Source organism: Achromobacter sp. 1011791174 (assembly GCF_059760925.1).
The window spans coordinates 1-18,587 of record NZ_JCBANH010000014.1 but is presented as its reverse complement, the minus strand read 5'-3'; the positions used below and the strand labels follow the sequence as shown (position 1 = coordinate 18,587).

Below are 18,587 nucleotides of genomic sequence, written 5' to 3'. Positions count from 1 at the left end.
CGACGCTACAAGAGGCGGAATTTCGCGGCGAAGTCGGAGAGCAGCGTGGCGGTGGGCTGGTGCCTGACCAAGAAGCCGCGAAATCCGGATCCCGCGTGCCTGGGCCCGATGCCACGCACGGACCAGGCAACCGGTATCGCTTCGGCCTCGAACGCGGGCACCCAGAATTCGATATCGACGGCATCGTCATGGTGTGTTTCGAGCTGATGCTGCATGTACAGCCAGCGGTACGCCTCCGCGTTGTTCACGTCCTGGGCCTGCTTGAGCGCTTCCTTGAATTCCTCGATGGAGTCGCGGGTCGGCTTCAGCGACTTGAGGTCGGGCGCGGCGGGACGGCGTGAGTAGAAGGCTGCGTCCCGTCCGAATGCCAGGCTGTACTTGAAATCGATCAGCGTATGTCGGCCGTCCTCGTTCAGCAGGACCAGATCCGGCCTGCGATCCCTGCCGTTGCGCGCGAAGACGCGCTCCCGGTTGTCCTGCCAGCGACGCAGGGTGGCAGGGGTTGCCGGACCTGCGAACTGCGGGTCGCATGTGTGGATCCGGTCGTCGCCATATCGCGCGCGCGCATGTTGCAGGCAGGCGGCTTCCCACACCTGGTAAAAGCCCGCCACGCCACGGATATCGCCCGAGCCGTTCATCTCGTGATTCAGGTACACATCCAGCAAGTGTTGTAGTTCGCGGGTGGCGGCGTAGACGGCGGGCGCCTGGGTGCTCATTCTGGCCAGCGCGGAGCGCAGCGTGGACAGGGTCCGGTCCGATTTGCCCGCATACATCGATGCATCGGGGGGGAGCCGGTAAGCGTTCGCGAACTGCGCGGCGATGGCGGCGCACTCGGCACGCAGCCCGGGGCTGAGCGCGGTGCCCGCGCTGTCCGGGAACAGATGGTCGAGCGCGTCCAGGGCGACCCAGACCGCCAGGCCGGAGTAGTCGTCATGCTTGATGCCGAGTTGCCGGCTCGATCCCCACATCTGCTCGAATACCGGCGTTCCGTCGGGCAGGAAATGCGCGTGTTCCAAGGCGCGGCTGATCTGGCGATCATTGAACTGGCTGCTCAGCCCGGGCTTGCGCACTTCCGCCAGGAAATGCGGGTTCCGCAGGCGCCTGATCAAGGCCAGGCATGCGCGCATGCGAGAGAACCCGGGAGCGGGGCCGTCGCCGGGCGTCAGGCGCTGGCCGTCCGTGCCATCGAGCAGGCCGTCACGACGGCAATCGGCGATCTTGTGGTCGGCGAACAGCGTGCAGAAATGCGCGATGGCCCGCGTGATGCGGCCCAGGTGCTCGTGCGGGGAGGGGTCGGGGGGCAGGGCGTATCCGATCGGCAGACGGAGCGTGTGGCGGCCGGTGAGCGTGTCCCGCACCAGTCCAACATAGGATTCCTGCGAGGTCGCTGATTCCGGACCCGCCAGTTCGATATGCCAGGTGTTCACGTCTGCGTAGCGGCGGGCGTGGCGGCCATCAGCGTGTCGATCATGCGCGCCAGGTTGTCGTCGGAGGCGAAGTCGCCGAAGGTGCGCGGCGGCTTGGTCTCGGCGTCCGGAGCCAGGACCAGCTGCGCCAGCGGCTCGCTGTCGCGGGAGAAGACGTTGTCCCACAGGAAGAACATGAGTTTGTTGCGGATGGCCTCGCGGGGTATGACGACGGGGCGGATCTGCCTGTTCAGACTGTCGATCAGCGTTTGCGCGAGTCTTTGCGGACGGGTGGGGTCGATATCGGCTTCCGGCCAGTCCGCGCCGTGTTTCTTATATGCGCTGCTAATGGACGCCACTTTCAGGTTTCTGCCCAGATCGTAGTTTTCCGCGCCGGGGAACACCTTGACCCATTCGCTCTGCAGCTCGGTATTGATGAGCGGACGCAGGCTTTCCCGCAGCGCGGCCAGCGCCTTGTTCCGCCCGGTCTGGCTGTTGCGCAGGAACCAGAGGCCGATCTGTTTGTCGTCCACGTTGCGGCCGGCGAAGGTCTCGGCGATGTGGCTGTTCAGGCGCGACAGGAAGTCGATCCAGCGGTGCGGGGTGCCTTCGAGCAGCGCGTCCCGTTGCGTCTGCATGGCCTCATCGTCCCCCGCGCCCTGCCAGGGCATGTGCTCGAAGTCCCAGCGGCGCTTGAACGCGGTGTCCATGTAATAGACCGATTCATCGCTGGTGTTCATGGTGCCGATCAGCGAGAGCTGGGGCGGCAGCCGCAGCTTGATGCGGGGAATGCCCTTGGCGTCGACCGAGACGGCGACTTTTCGCGGCAGGTCGGCCAGCGTCTTGCCGAGCCGTTCCAGTTCGGTTTCCAGCGCCGCGCGATGCAGGTCGCTCAGGTCGATCGCATACTGGGACCAGCCTTCCGCGTCGCGGTCGAGCAGCTGGAACATGTCGCCGAAGATCTGGGCGCAGTTGCCCCGGTTGATTTCGTCGATGGCGAGCAGCACCGGACCATCGCCGGTATAGGCGCGCGCCAGCGCCTTGAGTAGCGGGCCGGCGTGGATGCGGTATTCGATCCGGGCGCCGTCGTGGACTTCCCTCAGGCGCAGGCCGTTCCAGCCCTTGTCGGGCTCTTGCGACAGCTCGAACTCCTGCTGCTGGATGCGCGATTGCGGCAAGAGCTTGGCGACGAAATCGCCATAGCCATATTCGGGATGGAATGTGGCTTCGATCAGCGCGTCGTCCTGGCCGTCGATGCCCAGCTGCCGCTGCGCCAGCTGGCGCACGGCATGGCTCTTGCCGCAGCCGGGCGGTCCGAACAGGATTTTTTGCAGATAGCGGGGTTCCATCGCATGCGCCGGCATATCAGTCCCTGAAAGTCTGTTGAATGCCGCATGGTAGCAGCGCGGACCTGGCGCATGAGGCCGGCGCGACCGCGAACGGGGCCAGCCGGGGAGCCTGCCTTGCGTCGGGGCCGCCCAGGGCTAGCCCATCGGCCCCAGGTGCCTTTCCATTTCCTTCTTCGACATCTTGCCGGTCGCCTGCACGGCGCCGGCGCGCTCGCGCCGCAGCATGCGCAGCACTTCCGTGGGCGCCACGCCGAAATGCGCGATGAACTTGCGTTGGAAGGTGCGGCGCGACATGCCGCAGGCGTCGGCCATGTCGTCGATCGACCAGCGGGCCGACAGTCGCGCCTCCATCTTCTGCACCAGCTCGCGGAACGGCGCGCCGGCGCGGTCCTGCAGCCGCAGGGTCTGGCTGTACTGGCGCTGGTCGCCGCCGCGGCGCATGAAGACCACCAGCCGGCGCGCCACCTGCTGCGACAGTTCGGGACCGTGGTCGCGCTCGATCAGGGCCAGGGCCAGGTCGATGCCGGCCGAGACGCCGGCCGAGGTCCAGTACTTGCCGCTGTCCACGTAGAGGCGGTCGTCCTCCACCCGCAGCGCGGGGTACAGCTGGCGCAGCCGGTCGGCCGAGCGCCAGTGCGTGGTGACGACGCGGCCGTCGAGCAGGCCGGCGCAAGCCAGCAGGAAGGCGCCGGTGCAGACGCTGCAAGTGCGGCGCGTGCCGGCGTCGCGCCGGCGCAGCCAGGCGCGCGTCTCGCCATGGGCGCTGGCGCGCTCCACGCCGGGGCCGCCGGGCACCACGATCATGTCCACCGGACCATCCCCGTCTTCCGAGAAGGTGCAGTCCACCTGCATGCGCAGGCCCTGGTCCCAGGTGGCGACCACGGGTTCGGCGGCCACGGTGCCCAGCTGGTACAGCGCGGCCTCGGCTTCCTCGTTGGCGGAGCTGAACGCCTGCCAGGGGCCGGCCAGATCCAGCGGCTGGAAGCCGTCGTACAGCACGAAGACGACGCGTTTTGGCGCAATCGGCGCGATGATTGGCACGCGCGGGCCGGTTGCTCCGCATAAGCTCGGGTCTGGCTTTTCCGATGGAGCATCGTCATGCATGTCAATATTCTCTTGTTCGAAGGACTGACCCAGCTCGACATGACCGGGCCTTACGAAGTGCTGGCGAGCGCGCCGGGCTTCACTGTTGATTTTGTCGCAAAAACGCGGGACCCGGTGCGATCCGACCACGGACTGGCCTTCGTGCCGACGCGCACCCTGGCCGATGCGCCGCCCTGCGACCTGCTGGTGGCGCCCGGCGGGCCGGGCACGGATGATGCCATCATCGACGCCGAATGGGTGGATTTCACGCGCCGGCAGGGGCTGGCCGCCAGGTATGTGTTCGGCATCTGCACCGGTTCGCTGCTGCTGGGCGCGGCGGGTCTGCTGCGCGGCCGGCGCGCGTCCAGCCATTGGCGCGCGCGTGAACTGCTGTCGCGGTTCGGCGCCATTCCGAGCGACGAACGCATGTGCGTGGACGGCCATATCTACACGGCGGGCGGCGTCACCTCGGGTATAGACATGGGTTTGAGGGTGGTCGCGGATCTGTGCGGCGAGGACGTCGCCAAGCTGATCCAGCTGCAGGTCGAGTACGACCCCGAGCCGCCGTTCCCCGGCGGCACGCCGAAAACCTCGGACCCGGCCATCGTGCAGCGCTACTTGGCGCAATCGCAGGCGCGCTTCGAGAGCCGGTCGGCAAAGGTGGCGCGCGCCGCGGCGGCGATGCCGGGCTGACGGCGCGGCGCGGCCGCCGCTGGCGGCGGGCAAGGGCGGCAGCGCGCCGCCCCGCGCGCCTCAGCGCGCCAGATGATCCAGCGGCAGCGGGCTTTGCGGCTTGACGGTCTGGATCGCGAAGTTGCTGCGTATGTCCTTCACGCCCGGCAGCTTGAGCAGCGTGTCGAGCAGGAAGCGTTCGTAGCCGCGCAGGTCCGGTACCACCACCTGCAACAGGAAATCGGACTCCCCGGACACCAGGTGCGCGGCGATCACTTCCGGCAGCGCGCTGACCTCCTTGCGAAAGCGGGCGGCGTCGCGCTCGTGGTGGCGCTCGACCTTGACGCCCACGAACACTGTCAGTCCCAGGCCGACCTCGTCCGGCGCCAGCCGGGCTTCATAGCCCTGGATCACGCCCGCGTCCTCCAGCATGCGCACCCGGCGCAGGCAGGGCGAGGGCGACAGGCCGATCTGCTCGGCCAGCTCGACATTGCTCAGCCTGCCGTTCTTCTGCAGGGCTTCCAGGATGCGGCGGTCGTAGCCGTCCAGTTGATGCTTGGGCGATGGGTTTGGCATGGAATTGAAGAAACTGTTTTTTTGATAGTCACTCGTGCTAATAATGATAGTCTCATTGGCATGAATCGCAAGCACATGCCAGCCCGTTTTTCCTAGAATGACGCCCTGCGCAGCAAGATCGAAGGAGGGCCGTCATGGCCGATATGGCGTTGTTTCTAGGGGCACTGGTGATCGTCTATGTGGTGCCGGGTCCGGACATGATCCTGCTGCTCGAAACCGGGCTGCTGCGCGGACGGGCGCCCGCGCTGGCGGTGGCGCTGGGGCTGGCGATCGCGCGCGCCGCGCACGTCACGCTGGCGGCGCTGGGGCTGGCCGCGCTGTTCCGCGCGCATCCCTGGGCCTTCGACGCGGCCCGGCTGGCGGGTGGCTGCTATCTGATGTGGCTGGGGGTGAAGCTGCTGCGCGCCGGTCCCATGTCCTACGAGGCCGGCGGCGCGGCCGACGCCGCGAAGACGACCAGCTGGCGCGGCGCGCTGATGTCCGGCGTGCTGACCAATGTGCTCAATCCCAAGGCCTTGCTGTTCTGCTCGGTGCTGCTGCCGCAGTTCGTGTCGCCGGCGAGCGGTCCGGTGGGCCGGCAGTTCGCCGTGCTGGGCGTGATCCTGGTCAGCCTGGGGCTGGCGTTCGATGTGCTGTGCGCGCTGGCGGGCGGCGCGATGGGGCGCTGGCTGTCGGCCAGCCCGAAGGCGCAGAAGATCCAGAGCCTGGTCTTTGGCACCGCGCTGATCGGCTTCGGCCTGCGCCTGACGTTGGCCGAGCGGCCGGCTTGATAGCGGCCCCCCGGTACGCGCCAGCGGCTGGCGGCGCCACGCGGCCTCAGCGCGGATCCAGCGCCAGGTCGCTGTCCTCGGGTTCGTCGACGAAGCGCGACGCGTCGCCGCGCAGCTCCTCCAGCGACATCCCCTTGGTCAGCTCCAACGCCTGGCGCTCGAACAGGCGGCGGTAGACGCCGCCGGGACGACGGATCAGCGTCTCGTGATTGCCCTCCTCGATCACGCGGCCATGGTCCATGACCAGCAGCCGGTCCAGCGCGCGCACCGTGGACAGCCGGTGCGCCACCACCAGCGTGCTGCGGCCTTCCATCAGGCGCTCCATGGCCTGCTGGATCAGCACCTCGCTTTCGCTGTCCAGGCTGGACGTGGCCTCATCCAGGATCAGGATGGGCGCGTCCGCGAGGAAGGCGCGAGCGATCGCCACGCGTTGGCGCTCGCCGCCGGACAGCTTCACGCCGCGCTCGCCCACCATCGTGTCATAGCCCTTGGGCAGGCGCATGATGAAGTCGTGCGCGCTGGCCTGCCGCGCCGCGTGCTCGATCTCGGCCTGCGTCGCGCCGGGCCGGCCGTAGGCGATGTTCTCGGCCAGCGTGCGGTGGAACAGGATGGGCTCCTGCTGCACGATCGCGATCTGACGGCGCAGCGAGGCCTGCTGCGCCTGGGCGATGTCCTGCCCGTCGATCAGGATGCGGCCTTCGTTGACGTCGTACAGGCGCTGGATCAGCTTGATGAACGTGGTCTTGCCCGAACCCGAATGGCCCACCAGCCCGACGCGCTCGCCCGGCGCGATGCGCGCCGAGAAATGCTCGTACAGTGGCGTGTCGTGCGCGCCGTAGCGGAAGGTCACGTCGTCGAAGCGGATCTCGCCCTCGGTGATGCGGATCGCGCCCGCGCCCGGCTTGTCGGCCACGCCCAGGGGCTGGCGTTCCAGCGTCACCAGTTCCTCCATGTCGTTGATCGAGCGTTGCAGGTTGCGGATGTCCGTGCCCACTTCGCGCAGATAGCCCTGCAGCATGAAGAACATGGTCAGCGCGAAGGTGATGTCGCCCACGCTGGCCTGGCCGCGCGCCCACAGCCACAGCGATGCGCCGATCATGGCGACCTGCATCAGCGCCAGCATGGCGCCCTGCACGCCGGCGTTCAGCGTGCCGCGCATCCAGGTGCGGCGGGTGCGGCGGCGCCACTTGTCGACCACGCGCGCCAGCCGCGCTTCCTCGCGCCGTTCGGCGCCGAAGGCCTTGACCACGGCGTTGCAGGTCACGGCGTCGGCCAGCGCGCCGCCCATGCGCGTGTCCCAGGCGTTGCCCAGGCGCGCGGCCGGCGCCACGTAACGCAGCGACAGCAGCGCGGTGAACGCGATATACATCACCGAGCCCAGGCCCACCACCAGCCCCATCAGCGGCCAGTGCCAGCCCAGCAGCGCGGTGGCGCCCACCAGCATCACCACCGAGGGCAGCAGGGCGATCAGCAGCGTGTCGTTGAGCTGGTCGACCGCCCACATGCCGCGCGTGATCTTGCGCACGGTCGAACCGGCGAAGCTGTTGGCGTGCCAGTCGGTGGACAGGCGCTGCACGCGGTGGAAGGCGCTGGACATCATGCCGTTCATCATGCGCAGCGTGAAGCCGATGATGCTGTAGTACACGGCCTGGCGCAGCAGCATGGCGCCCAGGCCCAACGCGACCAGCAGCCAGAATGCCGTCATGGCCGCGTGCCAGACCTGCGCGTCGCCGGCCGCGCCGGAGGCCACGGCGTCGATCAGCTTGCCGGCGTACAGCGGGGTCAGCACGTCGGCGACGGCCGCCAGCAGCGCCAGCGCCATGATGAGCGGCGTGCGCAGGGGCTGCCGGGCCCAGTGGCGGAAGGTATAGCCCAGGACATCCGTGAAGGCCTGTCCTCGTTGATTCGATTTTTTGATAGCCATATGCAATGGCCTGACGCCACGGGACGCGCCAGGAATCCTTGTGTAAAGGAGGAAAAACGACCCGGCGCCGGGTGGGCGCGGGCATTGCGTTTTGGGTTGGTGACAGGCGCGGAGGACCAGTCGCCTGATACGCGTCAGGCGATGGGTCCGCGCGGGCGACGACTTAGGAGCGTCGCGGAGACACGCGCGGGATGGCGGTATGCGGATTCATCATCTTGCGCCTCCCAGTGGTGTGTTGAATGAAGATAAGAAAATAGGACGAATGCCCGAACGAATGATTCTATAGAACGGACACATGTGAATCAACCGCGTACGCGGACCCTGTCGGTTTTTTTCAACGCGATCGTTGCGCGTAGGCCGCGAGGTCGGTCCAGCACTGCCGCGTGTAGGCATGGAATGCATCCAGCACCGTCGACGGCGTGCGGCCGGCCAGGCGCGCCAGCGCATAGTGGCCGCGCCGCTCGCGGTCCGGCGCGATGGGCACTTCCCGCAGCAGGCCGGCTTCCTGCTCGCGGCGGGTCACGCTGATCACGCCGAGCAGCAGCGCGTCGCTGTCCAGCGCCAGGCGCGTCAGCGCTTCCAGGTTCTCGCAGCGCACGGTCACCATTTGCTCGGGCGCGCCGCCCGGGCCCAGGGTCTCGGCCAGCCGCAGCGAGACTTCCGGACTGAGCGAGGTGGACGCGACCGGGTATTGCCGGATCTGCGCGACGCCGACGCGCCGATGCGCCAGGATGGGATGTCCGGCCCGGCACACCAGGCCGGCGCGCAACGGCGCCAGCGGCTGCGCGTAGATGTCCGGCGCGTCGTGCAGCAGGCGCGCGTCGCAGACCAGCGCGTCGATGCGTTCGGCGCGCAGCAGCGCCAGCAGCGCATCGGTCGCGCCCAGCTCCACGCTGACGCGCACCTGCGGATGGCGCGCCGTCATATGGGCCAGCAGGGGAGACAGCAGCAACGAGGCCGGAGTGGGACTCAGGCCGATGTTGAGGCTGCCGGATTCGCCGCCGTGCATGCGCTTGAGTTCGCGCTGTAGCTCGGTCTCTTCGTGGCGCATGCGGCGCGCGCGCTCCACGGCGCAGGCGCCGTAAGCGGTCAGGCGTAGCCGGCGCGTGCCGCGGTCGAGCAGCGGCAGGCCCAGCTCGGTTTCCAGGGCCTGGATGCTGCGGCTGAGCGCGGGCTGCGACAGGTTGACCGCTTCCGCCGCGCGCGAGAACGTGCCATGTTCGACCACGGCGAGCAGGTGCTTGAGCTTCTGGAAATCCATAATTCGAACGCATGAAATGTATGAAATAAATGCATTGGAATTATAAATTGGCTCTCCGTATCATGAAGCCGCGATGGCGTCCGCAGAGGCGCCGCGCGGCGCGCGGGGCCGGCATGGCCCGGCGTCACTGTTCATGGAGACAAGATTCAAATGAAGCAGCAATTCCTGTCGGCCGCCATCCTGGCGGCCTGTGCGCACGCGGGCGTTCACGCCGCGCCTGCACCGCAATCGTCGCCCCCCGTTTCCGCCGCCGCCGTTCCCGCCTCGCGGCCCGCCGCCAGCGGCCAGGTCACCATCCGCCGCGATGAATACGGCATGCCCCATGTCTATGCCGCCACGGTGCACGGCATCTTCTACGGCTACGGCTACGCCGTGGCCCAGGACCGGCTGTTCCAGATGGAAATGGCCCGCCGCGCCACGCAGGGCAAGACGGCGGAAGTGCTGGGGCCGTCGATGGTGGCGTTCGACAAGTCCATACGCGGCAACTTCTCGCCCGAGCGCATCCAGCGCCAGCTGGCCGCGATGTCGCCGGAAGATCGCCAGATCCTGGACGGCTACGCCGCCGGCATGAATGCCTGGATCGCGCGGGTGCGCGCCGAGCCCGGCCGCCTGATGCCCAAGGAATTCAACGACCTGGAATTCCAGCCGTCGGACTGGACCGCCTATGACGTGGCGATGGTGTACGTGGGCACCATGGCCAACCGTTTTTCCGATGCCAACAGCGAGATCGACAACCTGGCGCTGCTGACCGCATTGAAGGACCGGCACGGCGAGGCGCGGGCCATGCAGATATTCAACCAGCTGCGCTGGATGACGGACAGCCGCGCGCCGGTCACCGTGCCGGAGGAAGAGGGCAGCTACCGGCCGGGCGTCGCCACATCGGGCGCCGCCGCCCCGGGCGCGTCGGCCTTGTCCTATGCGCTGCCGCGCTACGACGGCACGCCGCCCATGCTGGAGCGCGTGCCGCGCGATCCGCAGACGCGCGGCGTGCTGGACGGCCCGCCGGACGCGCTGCGCGAACGGCTGCTGGCGCAGTTCGCCGAGTCCGGCCAGCCGGGCATCGCGGGCTGGCCCACCACCAGCAATATCTGGCTCGTCGGGCGCGACCACGCCCGGGATGCGCGCGCCATCCTGCTGAACGGGCCCCAGTTCGGCTGGTGGAACCCCGCCTACACCTACGGCATCGGCCTGCACGGCGCGGGCTTCGATGTGGTGGGCAACACGCCCTTCGCCTATCCGAGCGTGCTGTTCGGCCACAACGCGCACGTGGCCTGGGGGTCGACGGCGGGTTTCGGCGACGACGTCGACATCTACGCCGAGAAGCTGGATCCCGCCGACCGCACGCGCTACTTCCACGACGGCCAGTGGAAACGCATGGAGAAACGCAGCGAACTCATTCTGGTCAAGGGCGGCGAGCCGGTGCTGATGGATGTGTACCGCAGCGTGCACGGCCTGATCGTCAAGTTCGATGAGTCGCAGCACGTCGCCTACGCCAAGGCGCGTGCCTGGGAGGGTTATGAGATGCAGTCGCTGCTGGCCTGGGTGCGCAAGACGCAGTCGGCCAACTGGGACCAGTGGAAGACCCAGGCGGCGCGTCACGCGCTGACCATCAACTGGTACTACGCCGACGATCGCGGCAATATCGGCTACGCGCACACCGGCTTCTATCCCAAGCGCAAGCCCGGCCACGATCCGCGCCTGCCGGTGCTAGGCACCGGCGAGATGGATTGGGACGGCATGCTGCCGTTCTCCACCAATCCGCAGGTGTACAACCCGCGCCAGGGCTTCATCGCCAACTGGAACAACCAGCCCATGCGCGGCTATCCGTCCACCGACCTGTTCGCCATCGTCTGGGGCCAGGCCGACCGCTACGCCGAGATCGAGACGCGCCTGAAGGCCATGACCGCGCAGGGCGGCCGGGTCAGCCCGCAACAGATGTGGGACCTGATCCGCACGACCAGCTACGCCGACGTCAACCGTCGCCACTTCCTGCCCTTCCTGCAACGCGCGGTGGCGGGGCTGCCTGCCGGCGACGAGCGCGCGCGGCTGGTGGCCGGGCTGGCGGCCTGGGACGGCATGAACACCGCCGAGCGCACGCCGGGCTACTACGACAACGCGGGGCCGGCGGTGATGGATGCCTGGCTGCGCGCCATGCTCAAGCGCACGCTGGCCGACGCGATGCCGGCCGAGTTCTTCAAGTGGTACAGCGCCACCGGCTATCCCACCACGGCCGCGCCGTCCACGGGCTCGATCAACCTGACCGTGGGCGTGAAGGTCCTGTTCAATGCGCTGGCCGGGCCGGACGCCGGCGTGCCGCAAGGCTACGACTTCTTCAACGGGCAGCGACCCGAGACGGTCACGCTGGCGGCGCTGGACGATGCGCTGGCCGCGCTCAAGCTGGCCTACGGGCCCGACCAGGCGGCCTGGAAAGTGCCCGCCGGCCCCATGGTCTTCGCGCCCAAGAACTTCCTGGGCGTGCCCCAGGCCGATGCGAAGGCCACGCTGACCTATCCGGTCGCGCAGAACCGGGGCACCGAGAACAACATGACCGTGTTCGACGGCAGGACGGTGCGCGCGGTGGATGTGGTCGCGCCGGGGCAGAGCGGCTTCGTGGCGCCGGACGGCACGCTGTCGCCGCACGCCCGCGACCAGCTAGACCTGTACACGGGCTTCGGCAGCAAGCGGGTGTGGTTCACGGACGCCGAGGTCCGTGAGCACGCTAGGTCGACAGAGACGTTGCGCTACTGAGCGCCTGTCCGCCCTGGCGCCGGGCCAGCAGCGCGTACAGCCCCTGCCCGCGCAGCAGCTGTTCGTGCGTGCCGGCCTCGGCCAGCGCGCCCTGGTCCAGCACCAGGATCAGGTCCGCGTCGCGGATGGTGGACAGCCGGTGCGCGATCACCAGCGTGGTGCGATGGCGCATCAGCGTGTCCAGCGCGCCGCGCACCTGCATCTCGGACAGCGTGTCCAGGTGCGAGGTGGCCTCGTCCAGGATCAGCACCGGCGCGTTCTTCAGGAACGCCCGCGCGATCGAGATGCGCTGGCGCTGGCCGCCCGACAGCTGCATGCCGCGTTCGCCGACGCGGGTGCGCAGGCCGTCGGGCAATGCCTTGACGAAATCCGCCAGCGCGGCCTGTTCCAGCGCCCGCTGGAGTTCCTCGCGGCTGGCCTCGGGGCGGGCCAGCAGGATGTTGCCCTCCAGCGTGTCGTTGAACAGGTAGGTGTCCTGCGTGACCAGCGCGACCCGCTCGCGCAGGCTGTCCAGCTTCAGGCCGCGCAGGTCGGCGCCGTCCAGCCGGACCGCGCCCGATTGCGGATCCCAGAAGCGCAGCAGCAGGCTGGCCACGGTGCTCTTGCCCGCGCCGGACGCGCCCACCACGGCCACCGTGGCGCCGGCGGGCACGGTGAAACTCAGGTCCTTGAGCGTGTTGTCGCGCTTGCCGGGATAGGCGAAGCTGACGTGCTCGAAGGCCAGCGACAGGCCCTGCGTCGAGACCGGCGCGTCCGCCGGCCCATCGTTCACCGGCACCGGTTCGTGGCTGACCACGTGCAGCCGGCGCGTGGCGGCGATGGTGTCGGCCAGCTGGCGGCTGACCTGCGAGATCTCCGATACCGGCAGGAAGGTGGCCAGCGCGATCAGCACCAGCAGCGGCAGCATGCCGGCCGACAGCGTGCCGGCGGCGACCTGCAGACCGCCGGTGACGGCCACGGCCAGCCCGCCCAGGCCGGCGGCCAGTTCGAAGTTGGCGTTTTGTCGCGACAGGTCGCGCTGCATGGACAGCCGGCGTTCGCGATAACGGTCGGCGGCCTGCAGGAACTCGTCGCGGCGGCGGCCGGTAGCCTGGAAGGCCGTCAGGTCGGCCAGGCCCTGGATGGTGTCGGCGGTGTGGGCGCTCATCTCGCCCAGCGCCTGGCGGGCGCGGTCGCCCAGCGCGTCGATGCGGCGGCGGCCGCGCACCGGCGACAGCAAGGCATAGGCCAGGAAGGGCAGCAGGGCCAGCGCCACCGGCCAACTGTAGAACGCCAGGAAGCCCAGCACCGACAGCGGCACCGCCAGCGAGACGATGGCCGGGGCGATGGTGTGCGCGTAGAAGTACTCGACCATCTCGATGTCCTGCGTGGCCAGCGCCACCAGGTCGCCGGAGCGGCGTTGCAGCAGGTAGGCGGGCGCCAGCCGTTCGAGCTTGTCATAGAGCTTGACGCGCATGTCGGCCAGCAGCCGGTACGCCATCGCATGCGCCAGCCAGGATTCGAGCCAGTGGAACAGCGCGGCCAGCGGCGCGGTGGCGAGCAGGGCGATGATCAGCGCCTGGATTTCGCGGCCGTCGCGGATGGCGGCCACGACCAGCGCGCTCAGCACGCCCACGCCGATGAAGGCGGCCACGCGCGCCACGCCCAGCAGGATGGTGGCGATCAGCGTGCCGCGCCAGGGCCGCACCACCGACAGCAGCGTGCCCAGCGTGTCGCGCCAGCCCACCTGGGCGGCGTCCACGTCGAGCGGGCGCGCGCCGGGGGCTTGCGGGTTGTCCAGGTCCGGCTCGTCCCGGCCATTTTCGCGCGGGTCACGCGTGACAGTGGTGGACACAGGCGTCGACGCCGAGACGGCGGGCGAGGGCGCGGCGCCGGCGTGGCCGGTCAAGGTCTGGGCGCGCGCGACGCCGGCGTCCGCCATGTTGGTCCGCGCGTCGGCCTGCGCATCGGCCTGCGCATCGGCCTGCGCATCGGCTTGCGCGTCGGCCGGCCGCGCCAGCGTCGCAGCCTGTTCGCGCATCAGCCGGTGATACAGGCCGCCCTGGCGCATCAGTTCGGCATGGCTGCCGGACTCGACCACGCGGCCCTGGTCCAGCACCAGGCAGCGGTCGGCGCCGATCACGCTGGCCAGCCGGTGCGCCAGGATCAGCGTGCTGCGGCCTTCCATCAGCCGGTCCAGCGCCTGCTGGATCAGCGCTTCGTTCTCGGCGTCGACCGAGGACAACGCCTCGTCCAGGATCAGAATGGGCGCGTCGCGCAGCAGCGCGCGGGCGATCGCCAGGCGCTGGCGCTGGCCGCCGGACAGTTGCAGCCCGCGTTCACCGATGCGGGTGGCGTAGCCGTCGGGCAGCGCCATGATGAAGTCGTCGATGTTGGCGGCGCTGGCGGCCGCGCGCAGCTGCTCGCGGCTGGCGTCGGGGCGGCCCAGGCGCAGGTTGTCCTCGATGGTGCCGTGGAACAGCATGATGTCCTGGCTCACCAGCGCGATCTGCGACAGCAGCGTGTCGGCGTCGAGCTGGTTCAGGTCATGTCCGCCCACGCGCACCGTGCCGGACTGCGGCACGCACTCGCGCAGCAGCAGGCGCACGATGGTGGACTTGCCGGCGCCGCTGGGGCCCACCACGCCGACCCGTTCGCCGGCGGCGATGCGAAAGCTCAGGCCCTGGTGCGCGGGCCGCTCGGGCGTGTAGGCGAAGGCGACGTTGTCGAATTCGATGGTGGGCGCGAGCGTGGCGGGGGTGGCCCTGTCGGCGGACAGCGGCGGGGTCAGCGGCCGCGCGTCCATCAGCATGTGGATGCTGGCGGCGGCCGACTGGCCCAGCATGCCCTGGTGCAGCACCGAGCGCAGGTCGCGCAGCGGACGGAAGATCTCGGTGCCGGCCATCAGCACGATCAGCAGCGCTTCCACGCTCATGTCGCCGGCGGCCACGCGCCAGGCGCCCAGCGTCAGCGCCAGCGCGGCGCCCAGGGCCACGCCCAGGTCGGTGATGCCGCGCGTCAGCAGGCTCACCGACAGCACCCAGAAAGTGTTGTCCGAGAGCTTGCGCGCGCGCTCGGCCAGGCGCTCGCCCCAGGCCTTGCCCTGGCCATAGGACTTGAGCGTGGGCAGGCCCTGCATGGCGTCCAGGAAGTCCTCGCCGAACTCGTTCAGCGAGCGGGTGCGCGCCAGGCTGGCGCGGCGGTCCAGCATGTGCACGGCCATGGGGCCGGCCAGCGCGAACAGCGCCGCCGCCAGCAGCACCAGCGCCGTGGGCACGTCCCAGAACGCGATCACGGCGAAGATGGCGAAGGGCGCGGCGGCGGCGATGGCCAGCTGCGGCAGGTACTGACCAAAGAAGGTCTGCAATTGCTCGACGCCGTCGACCACGGTCAGCATCACCCCGCCGGTGCGCTGGCGCGCGAACCAGGCCGGTCCCAGCGCCACGATGCGGTCGTACAGCCGGCCGCGCAGCGACAGCTGGATGGCGGCCGAGGCGCGCTGCGCCTGCACCGTGCGCCAGTGGTCGAGCTGAGAGCGCAGCAACACCATGAGCGCCGCGTCGGCGGCCGGCCAGGCCCAGTCGTTCCAGGGCGCGCCGTCGAACACGCGCGCCAGCATCAGGCCCAGGAAGACATAGCGGGCAATGCCTGCCGCCAGCGCCAGCAGGCCCAGCAGGATGCCGCCCGCCATGCCGGCGCGCAGGCCGCGCGTCAGGCGCCAGAGTCTCGCGTCGAAATACATATCGATGTTCCTTCGTTGTCCTTCGTATGAGCGACCGGATCGCCCGCGCGATGCGTGCCAGGATACGGTCCATGCGGCTCATGGTCCCCGATCGCGCGCGAACGCGAAAGCGATGGTTTTTCAATACACGGTTGAGATAAACTCAACCCATGCCCGACTTGCCCACCCATACCCCGCCGCTGGCGGCGCTACGCGCCTTCGAGGCCGTCGCCCGGCTCGGCAGCCTGAGTCGCGCCGCGGTCGAGCTGAGCGTCACCAAAAGCGCGGTCAGTCATCAGTTGCGGGCGCTGGAATCGGACCTGGGCGCCACGCTGCTGCACCGGGGCGGTACCCTGCGGCGGGCCCAGGTGACCGAGGCCGGCGCTACTTTGCTTGTATCCGTACAGCAGGCTTTGACCCTGCTGGAGACTGCCTGCCGCAACGTCCGCGTGGCCGTGCGCAGCAAGCGGCGTCATAGCCTGAACCTGTCGGTCAACCCCTCGCTGGCCGCGCTGTGGCTGGCGCCGCGCATCGGCCGCTTCATCGAGCTGCATCCGGACATCGATGTGCAGGTATTCCTGCACGCCAGCCAGGATCCGGCCTGGAAGGCCCAGGACATCGACCTGGCCTTCCTGCACGTGCGCGAGCACGGACCGCACCTGCCGCAGCCCGGCGACATCCGGCTGATGAGCGAGACCGTGGTGCCGGTGTGCAGCCCGGCGCTGGTGCCGCCCGGCGAGCGCGATGATCCGCGCGTCTTCGCGCGCCACCGCTGGCTGGAGGAAAAGCACGTCGACAGTCCCGAGACGTCCTGGGACACCTGGAGCGCCCGGCTGGGCCTGGATCCGTCGGAGCGGCAGGAGCCGCTGGTCCTGAGCGGATTGAGCACCGTGGTGGCCGCCGCCGCGGCGGGCGTGGGCATCGCGCTGGGCCGCGCGCCGCTGGTCGACGAGGAGCTGGCCAGCGGCCGGCTGGTGCCCTTGATGCCGCGCCTGAAGCTGGCCGGATCCTGGGGCTATGTAATGCGCATGCAGCCCAACCGGCCGATGGACGCGGCGCTGCCGGCGCTGGTGGAATTCCTGGCCGAGGAAGGGCGTAGTCCCGGGACATGGCAGAATCTGTCGCGGGAACCCGGCTGAACCCGGCGCGCAGGCCGCGCGCGGCGTCAGCCCAAGACGGAGAAAGCGGATGACGAGGTTGACGCAGCGTTTGCCAGTGCTGTTCCTGGCGTTGCTTGCCAGTTCGCTCGCCCATGCCGACAGCGCGCACCTGCAAGTCGTGCAGGCGGTGGCGGGCAAGGAGGCGGAGGGCCGGGGCGAGTATGTCGATGTCACCTTCACGCCGGGCAGCCGCGGTCCGCTGGCCGAGTTCACGCGAGCGCGCGTCGGCAAGCGGGTCGAATTCCGCGTCGACGATCAGATCCTGACCGTGGTGACGGTGCAGGGCGCCATCGAAACTTCCGGCCTGCGCCTGTCGGCCGGCGGCTCGGGCTTTGGCGGCAAGTCCGCCGCCGACATCGAGCGCATCCTGGAACCCGGCACCTATGTCGAGGTCGCCGACGCCGGCAAGGCAGAATCGGACCGCGTGCTCAACCTGGACGCCGGCACGCCCGTCGACGCGGGCGCGCCGGGCGAGCCGCAGGCGCGCAAGCGCACGACGCGCCCGCAACCCTGAGTGATTTCCGGCGGCCGCGCGGGGCGCGTCCGCAATACATCGAGGTATGCCGTGATCAATCCCGAAGCTGTTCTGCGTCTGGCCGTGCTGGTGGCGCCCATGAGCCTGATCCTATCGGCCTGCGTCACCGCGAAGGCGACTTCCGCGCCCGCCTGCGGCGACTTCCTGGACAAGCAGGGCGACAAGCCCGCCTACATCGAATACCAAGGGTGCCACGCGGAATACGAAGGGCAGGGCAAGCCGCTGGTGGCGCGTTACCGGCTGGATGGAACCCACGCGGCCGAAGCCGAGGACTTCCTGCGCCGGCGCTACGGCATCCAGCCTTTGCGCTTTGTGTGCTGCGGCTGGGAGTCGACGCCGCATTCCTGGGTGGATGACGGCCATGCCTGGAACCTGGTGTTCGCGTCGGAGGAAACGCTGTTGTCGGCGCGCGCGCAGTGGTCGCGCATACCGACCTTCCATATCCGGGTGGAGCAGTACACCGAGGAGCCTTGACGAGGCGCTATTTCACCGCGACGGAATCGGCGTCGGAAAATCGGAATATCTCGGTGTATAGCGGTTCGTTCCAATAGTTCAGCCGTCCCGCCAGTTCCTCGCGCGCGCCCTTGTAGTCTTCCAGCAGTCCGGGATAGCTCAGATAGGTCTTGTCCGCCTCGCCGTAGATGCGCGTGAAGGATCGGGACATCAGCGCCTTGCCTGCGGGATCCTTCAAGGCATATTCGATGATCGTGACAGGCTTGAACGAGTCCGTCGCGGACGTGGCCCCGTAGCCCACAGTCAGTCTCAACATGAGCTGCATATAGCCTTCCGTGGCGATCATGTCTTCCGATTTGCTCAACGCCAGATCCGCGTTGCCGCTGGGGCGCTTCACCTGCGTGAGCTTGACTTCCCGGCCGTCCTTTTCGAGCAGATCCCCCAGCTTTCTGGCGAAATCCCGGTTCATGCTTTGATCCGGCATGTTGTCGGCGATCTGCTTGGAAAATTCCTCGGACCGGCGTTGCGCGCGGGCCGGAGCATCCAGCTTGTGCGCGGCATGGGTGGCCAGGCCGATGAGCGTGCCGATGGGGCCGAGTATGCCCAGGACGTTGGCGGATTGTGATCCGCCCAGGTCGACCACCGTGAAATCATCGGCGTGATAGAACACTTCGACCTTTCTGCCTGATTCAATCGCCGCCCGGTTGGCCTGCTTGTCGAGCTGGTACTTTGGTGGGGGTTGTTGCGTTGCGCATCCCGCCAGCACGATGACAATGACCGCCAGAAGTTTCTTCATGTCCGCTCTCAGGTTTGGAAATAGCTTCAGGAAACGCGGATTGAGCGTACGGTGCGAATTGGCAGGGCGGAATCAGAGAATTCCTAAAGATATTGAGCAAAATTGAACCGAGCGGCGGTTGGCGCGGTCGCCGCGGCGGCCCCGCCCAAACAAA

Annotated in this window: 14 protein-coding genes; 6 read left to right on the top strand and 8 right to left on the bottom strand. The window is 68.7% G+C overall.

The window, feature by feature from the left end; genetic code table 11:
* Positions 1 to 5: 5 nt before the first annotated feature.
* From AC6LJ5_RS07450 to AC6LJ5_RS07440, 3 genes are all read right to left on the bottom strand, one after another.
* Entirely contained in the window at positions 6 to 1,427 is a 1,422-nt protein-coding gene (locus tag AC6LJ5_RS07450) for a hypothetical protein (protein ID WP_498140163.1), read from the bottom strand.
* The gene (locus AC6LJ5_RS07445; protein WP_498140162.1) at positions 1,424 to 2,755 is read right to left on the bottom strand and encodes a hypothetical protein; all 1,332 of its coding nucleotides are present in this window, start codon (positions 2,753 to 2,755) and stop codon (positions 1,424 to 1,426) included. Before AC6LJ5_RS07445 ends, AC6LJ5_RS07450 begins: the two co-directional genes overlap by 4 nt.
* 135 nt (positions 2,756 to 2,890) lie before the next feature.
* On the bottom strand, positions 2,891 to 3,787 hold the full coding sequence (locus AC6LJ5_RS07440; RefSeq protein ID WP_233772908.1) for a GlxA family transcriptional regulator: 897 nt from the start codon (positions 3,785 to 3,787) through the stop codon (positions 2,891 to 2,893).
* A 66-nt stretch (positions 3,788 to 3,853) separates the two neighbouring features.
* On the opposite strand from AC6LJ5_RS07440, the gene AC6LJ5_RS07435 reads away from it, so the two are divergent.
* The gene (locus tag AC6LJ5_RS07435) at positions 3,854 to 4,531 is read left to right on the top strand and encodes a DJ-1/PfpI family protein (protein WP_103274945.1); all 678 of its coding nucleotides are present in this window, start codon (positions 3,854 to 3,856) and stop codon (positions 4,529 to 4,531) included.
* Between the two features lie 60 nt (positions 4,532 to 4,591).
* Here the strand turns inward: AC6LJ5_RS07435 and AC6LJ5_RS07430 are convergent, their stop codons facing one another.
* Entirely contained in the window at positions 4,592 to 5,086 is a 495-nt protein-coding gene (locus AC6LJ5_RS07430; protein ID WP_103274944.1) for an Lrp/AsnC family transcriptional regulator, read from the bottom strand.
* 134 nt (positions 5,087 to 5,220) lie between these two features.
* On the opposite strand from AC6LJ5_RS07430, the gene AC6LJ5_RS07425 reads away from it, so the two are divergent.
* On the top strand, positions 5,221 to 5,856 hold the full coding sequence (locus AC6LJ5_RS07425) for a LysE family translocator (RefSeq protein ID WP_103274943.1): 636 nt from the start codon (positions 5,221 to 5,223) through the stop codon (positions 5,854 to 5,856).
* Positions 5,857 to 5,902: 46 nt separating this feature from the next.
* Here the strand turns inward: AC6LJ5_RS07425 and AC6LJ5_RS07420 are convergent, their stop codons facing one another.
* Together AC6LJ5_RS07420 and AC6LJ5_RS07415 are read right to left on the bottom strand one after the other, a co-directional pair.
* Complete coding sequence (locus AC6LJ5_RS07420; protein ID WP_103274941.1) at positions 5,903 to 7,780, bottom strand: ABC transporter ATP-binding protein; 1,878 nt, start codon at positions 7,778 to 7,780, stop codon at positions 5,903 to 5,905.
* Between the two features lie 334 nt (positions 7,781 to 8,114).
* Positions 8,115 to 9,041, bottom strand: coding sequence for a LysR family transcriptional regulator (locus tag AC6LJ5_RS07415; RefSeq protein ID WP_498140161.1), 927 nt, complete (start codon positions 9,039 to 9,041; stop codon positions 8,115 to 8,117).
* 150 nt (positions 9,042 to 9,191) lie between these two features.
* Between AC6LJ5_RS07415 and AC6LJ5_RS07410 the strand changes: the two genes are divergently transcribed.
* Complete coding sequence (locus tag AC6LJ5_RS07410; protein WP_498140160.1) at positions 9,192 to 11,789, top strand: penicillin G acylase; 2,598 nt, start codon at positions 9,192 to 9,194, stop codon at positions 11,787 to 11,789.
* Here AC6LJ5_RS07410 and cydC read toward each other — a convergent pair.
* Positions 11,761 to 15,510, bottom strand: coding sequence for a thiol reductant ABC exporter subunit CydC (gene cydC / locus AC6LJ5_RS07405; RefSeq protein ID WP_498140159.1), 3,750 nt, complete (start codon positions 15,508 to 15,510; stop codon positions 11,761 to 11,763). The two genes, AC6LJ5_RS07410 and cydC, sit on opposite strands and share 29 nt — an antisense overlap.
* A gap of 149 nt (positions 15,511 to 15,659) precedes the next feature.
* Here cydC and AC6LJ5_RS07400 point away from each other — a divergent pair, with 149 nt between their 5' ends.
* From AC6LJ5_RS07400 to AC6LJ5_RS07390, 3 genes are read left to right on the top strand one after another with little or no spacing between them, the layout of a single operon-like run.
* The gene (locus tag AC6LJ5_RS07400; RefSeq protein ID WP_498140158.1) at positions 15,660 to 16,628 is read left to right on the top strand and encodes a LysR substrate-binding domain-containing protein; all 969 of its coding nucleotides are present in this window, start codon (positions 15,660 to 15,662) and stop codon (positions 16,626 to 16,628) included.
* 49 nt (positions 16,629 to 16,677) lie between these two features.
* The gene (locus tag AC6LJ5_RS07395; RefSeq protein WP_498140157.1) at positions 16,678 to 17,163 is read left to right on the top strand and encodes a SecDF P1 head subdomain-containing protein; all 486 of its coding nucleotides are present in this window, start codon (positions 16,678 to 16,680) and stop codon (positions 17,161 to 17,163) included.
* A gap of 51 nt (positions 17,164 to 17,214) precedes the next feature.
* Positions 17,215 to 17,658: a DUF4952 domain-containing protein gene (locus tag AC6LJ5_RS07390; RefSeq protein ID WP_498140156.1), complete on the top strand. Its 444-nt coding sequence runs from the start codon at positions 17,215 to 17,217 to the stop codon at positions 17,656 to 17,658.
* 7 nt (positions 17,659 to 17,665) lie between these two features.
* On the opposite strand, the gene AC6LJ5_RS07385 is transcribed toward AC6LJ5_RS07390, so the two are convergent.
* Positions 17,666 to 18,433: a hypothetical protein gene (locus AC6LJ5_RS07385; protein WP_103274934.1), complete on the bottom strand. Its 768-nt coding sequence runs from the start codon at positions 18,431 to 18,433 to the stop codon at positions 17,666 to 17,668.
* Positions 18,434 to 18,587 lie beyond the last annotated feature (154 nt).

Coding starts and splice junctions, on each gene's coding strand:
- AC6LJ5_RS07445 (WP_498140162.1), bottom strand. CDS start 2,755: ATGGAACCCCGCTATCTGCAAAAAATCCTGTTCGGACCGCCCGGCTGC.
- AC6LJ5_RS07435 (WP_103274945.1), top strand. CDS start 3,854: ATGCATGTCAATATTCTCTTGTTCGAAGGACTGACCCAGCTCGACATG.
- AC6LJ5_RS07395 (WP_498140157.1), top strand. CDS start 16,678: ATGACGAGGTTGACGCAGCGTTTGCCAGTGCTGTTCCTGGCGTTGCTT.
- AC6LJ5_RS07400 (WP_498140158.1), top strand. CDS start 15,660: ATGCCCGACTTGCCCACCCATACCCCGCCGCTGGCGGCGCTACGCGCC.
- AC6LJ5_RS07410 (WP_498140160.1), top strand. CDS start 9,192: ATGAAGCAGCAATTCCTGTCGGCCGCCATCCTGGCGGCCTGTGCGCAC.
- AC6LJ5_RS07430 (WP_103274944.1), bottom strand. CDS start 5,086: ATGCCAAACCCATCGCCCAAGCATCAACTGGACGGCTACGACCGCCGC.
- AC6LJ5_RS07385 (WP_103274934.1), bottom strand. CDS start 18,433: ATGAAGAAACTTCTGGCGGTCATTGTCATCGTGCTGGCGGGATGCGCA.
- AC6LJ5_RS07415 (WP_498140161.1), bottom strand. CDS start 9,041: ATGGATTTCCAGAAGCTCAAGCACCTGCTCGCCGTGGTCGAACATGGC.
- AC6LJ5_RS07425 (WP_103274943.1), top strand. CDS start 5,221: ATGGCCGATATGGCGTTGTTTCTAGGGGCACTGGTGATCGTCTATGTG.
- AC6LJ5_RS07420 (WP_103274941.1), bottom strand. CDS start 7,780: ATGGCTATCAAAAAATCGAATCAACGAGGACAGGCCTTCACGGATGTC.
- cydC (WP_498140159.1), bottom strand. CDS start 15,510: ATGTATTTCGACGCGAGACTCTGGCGCCTGACGCGCGGCCTGCGCGCC.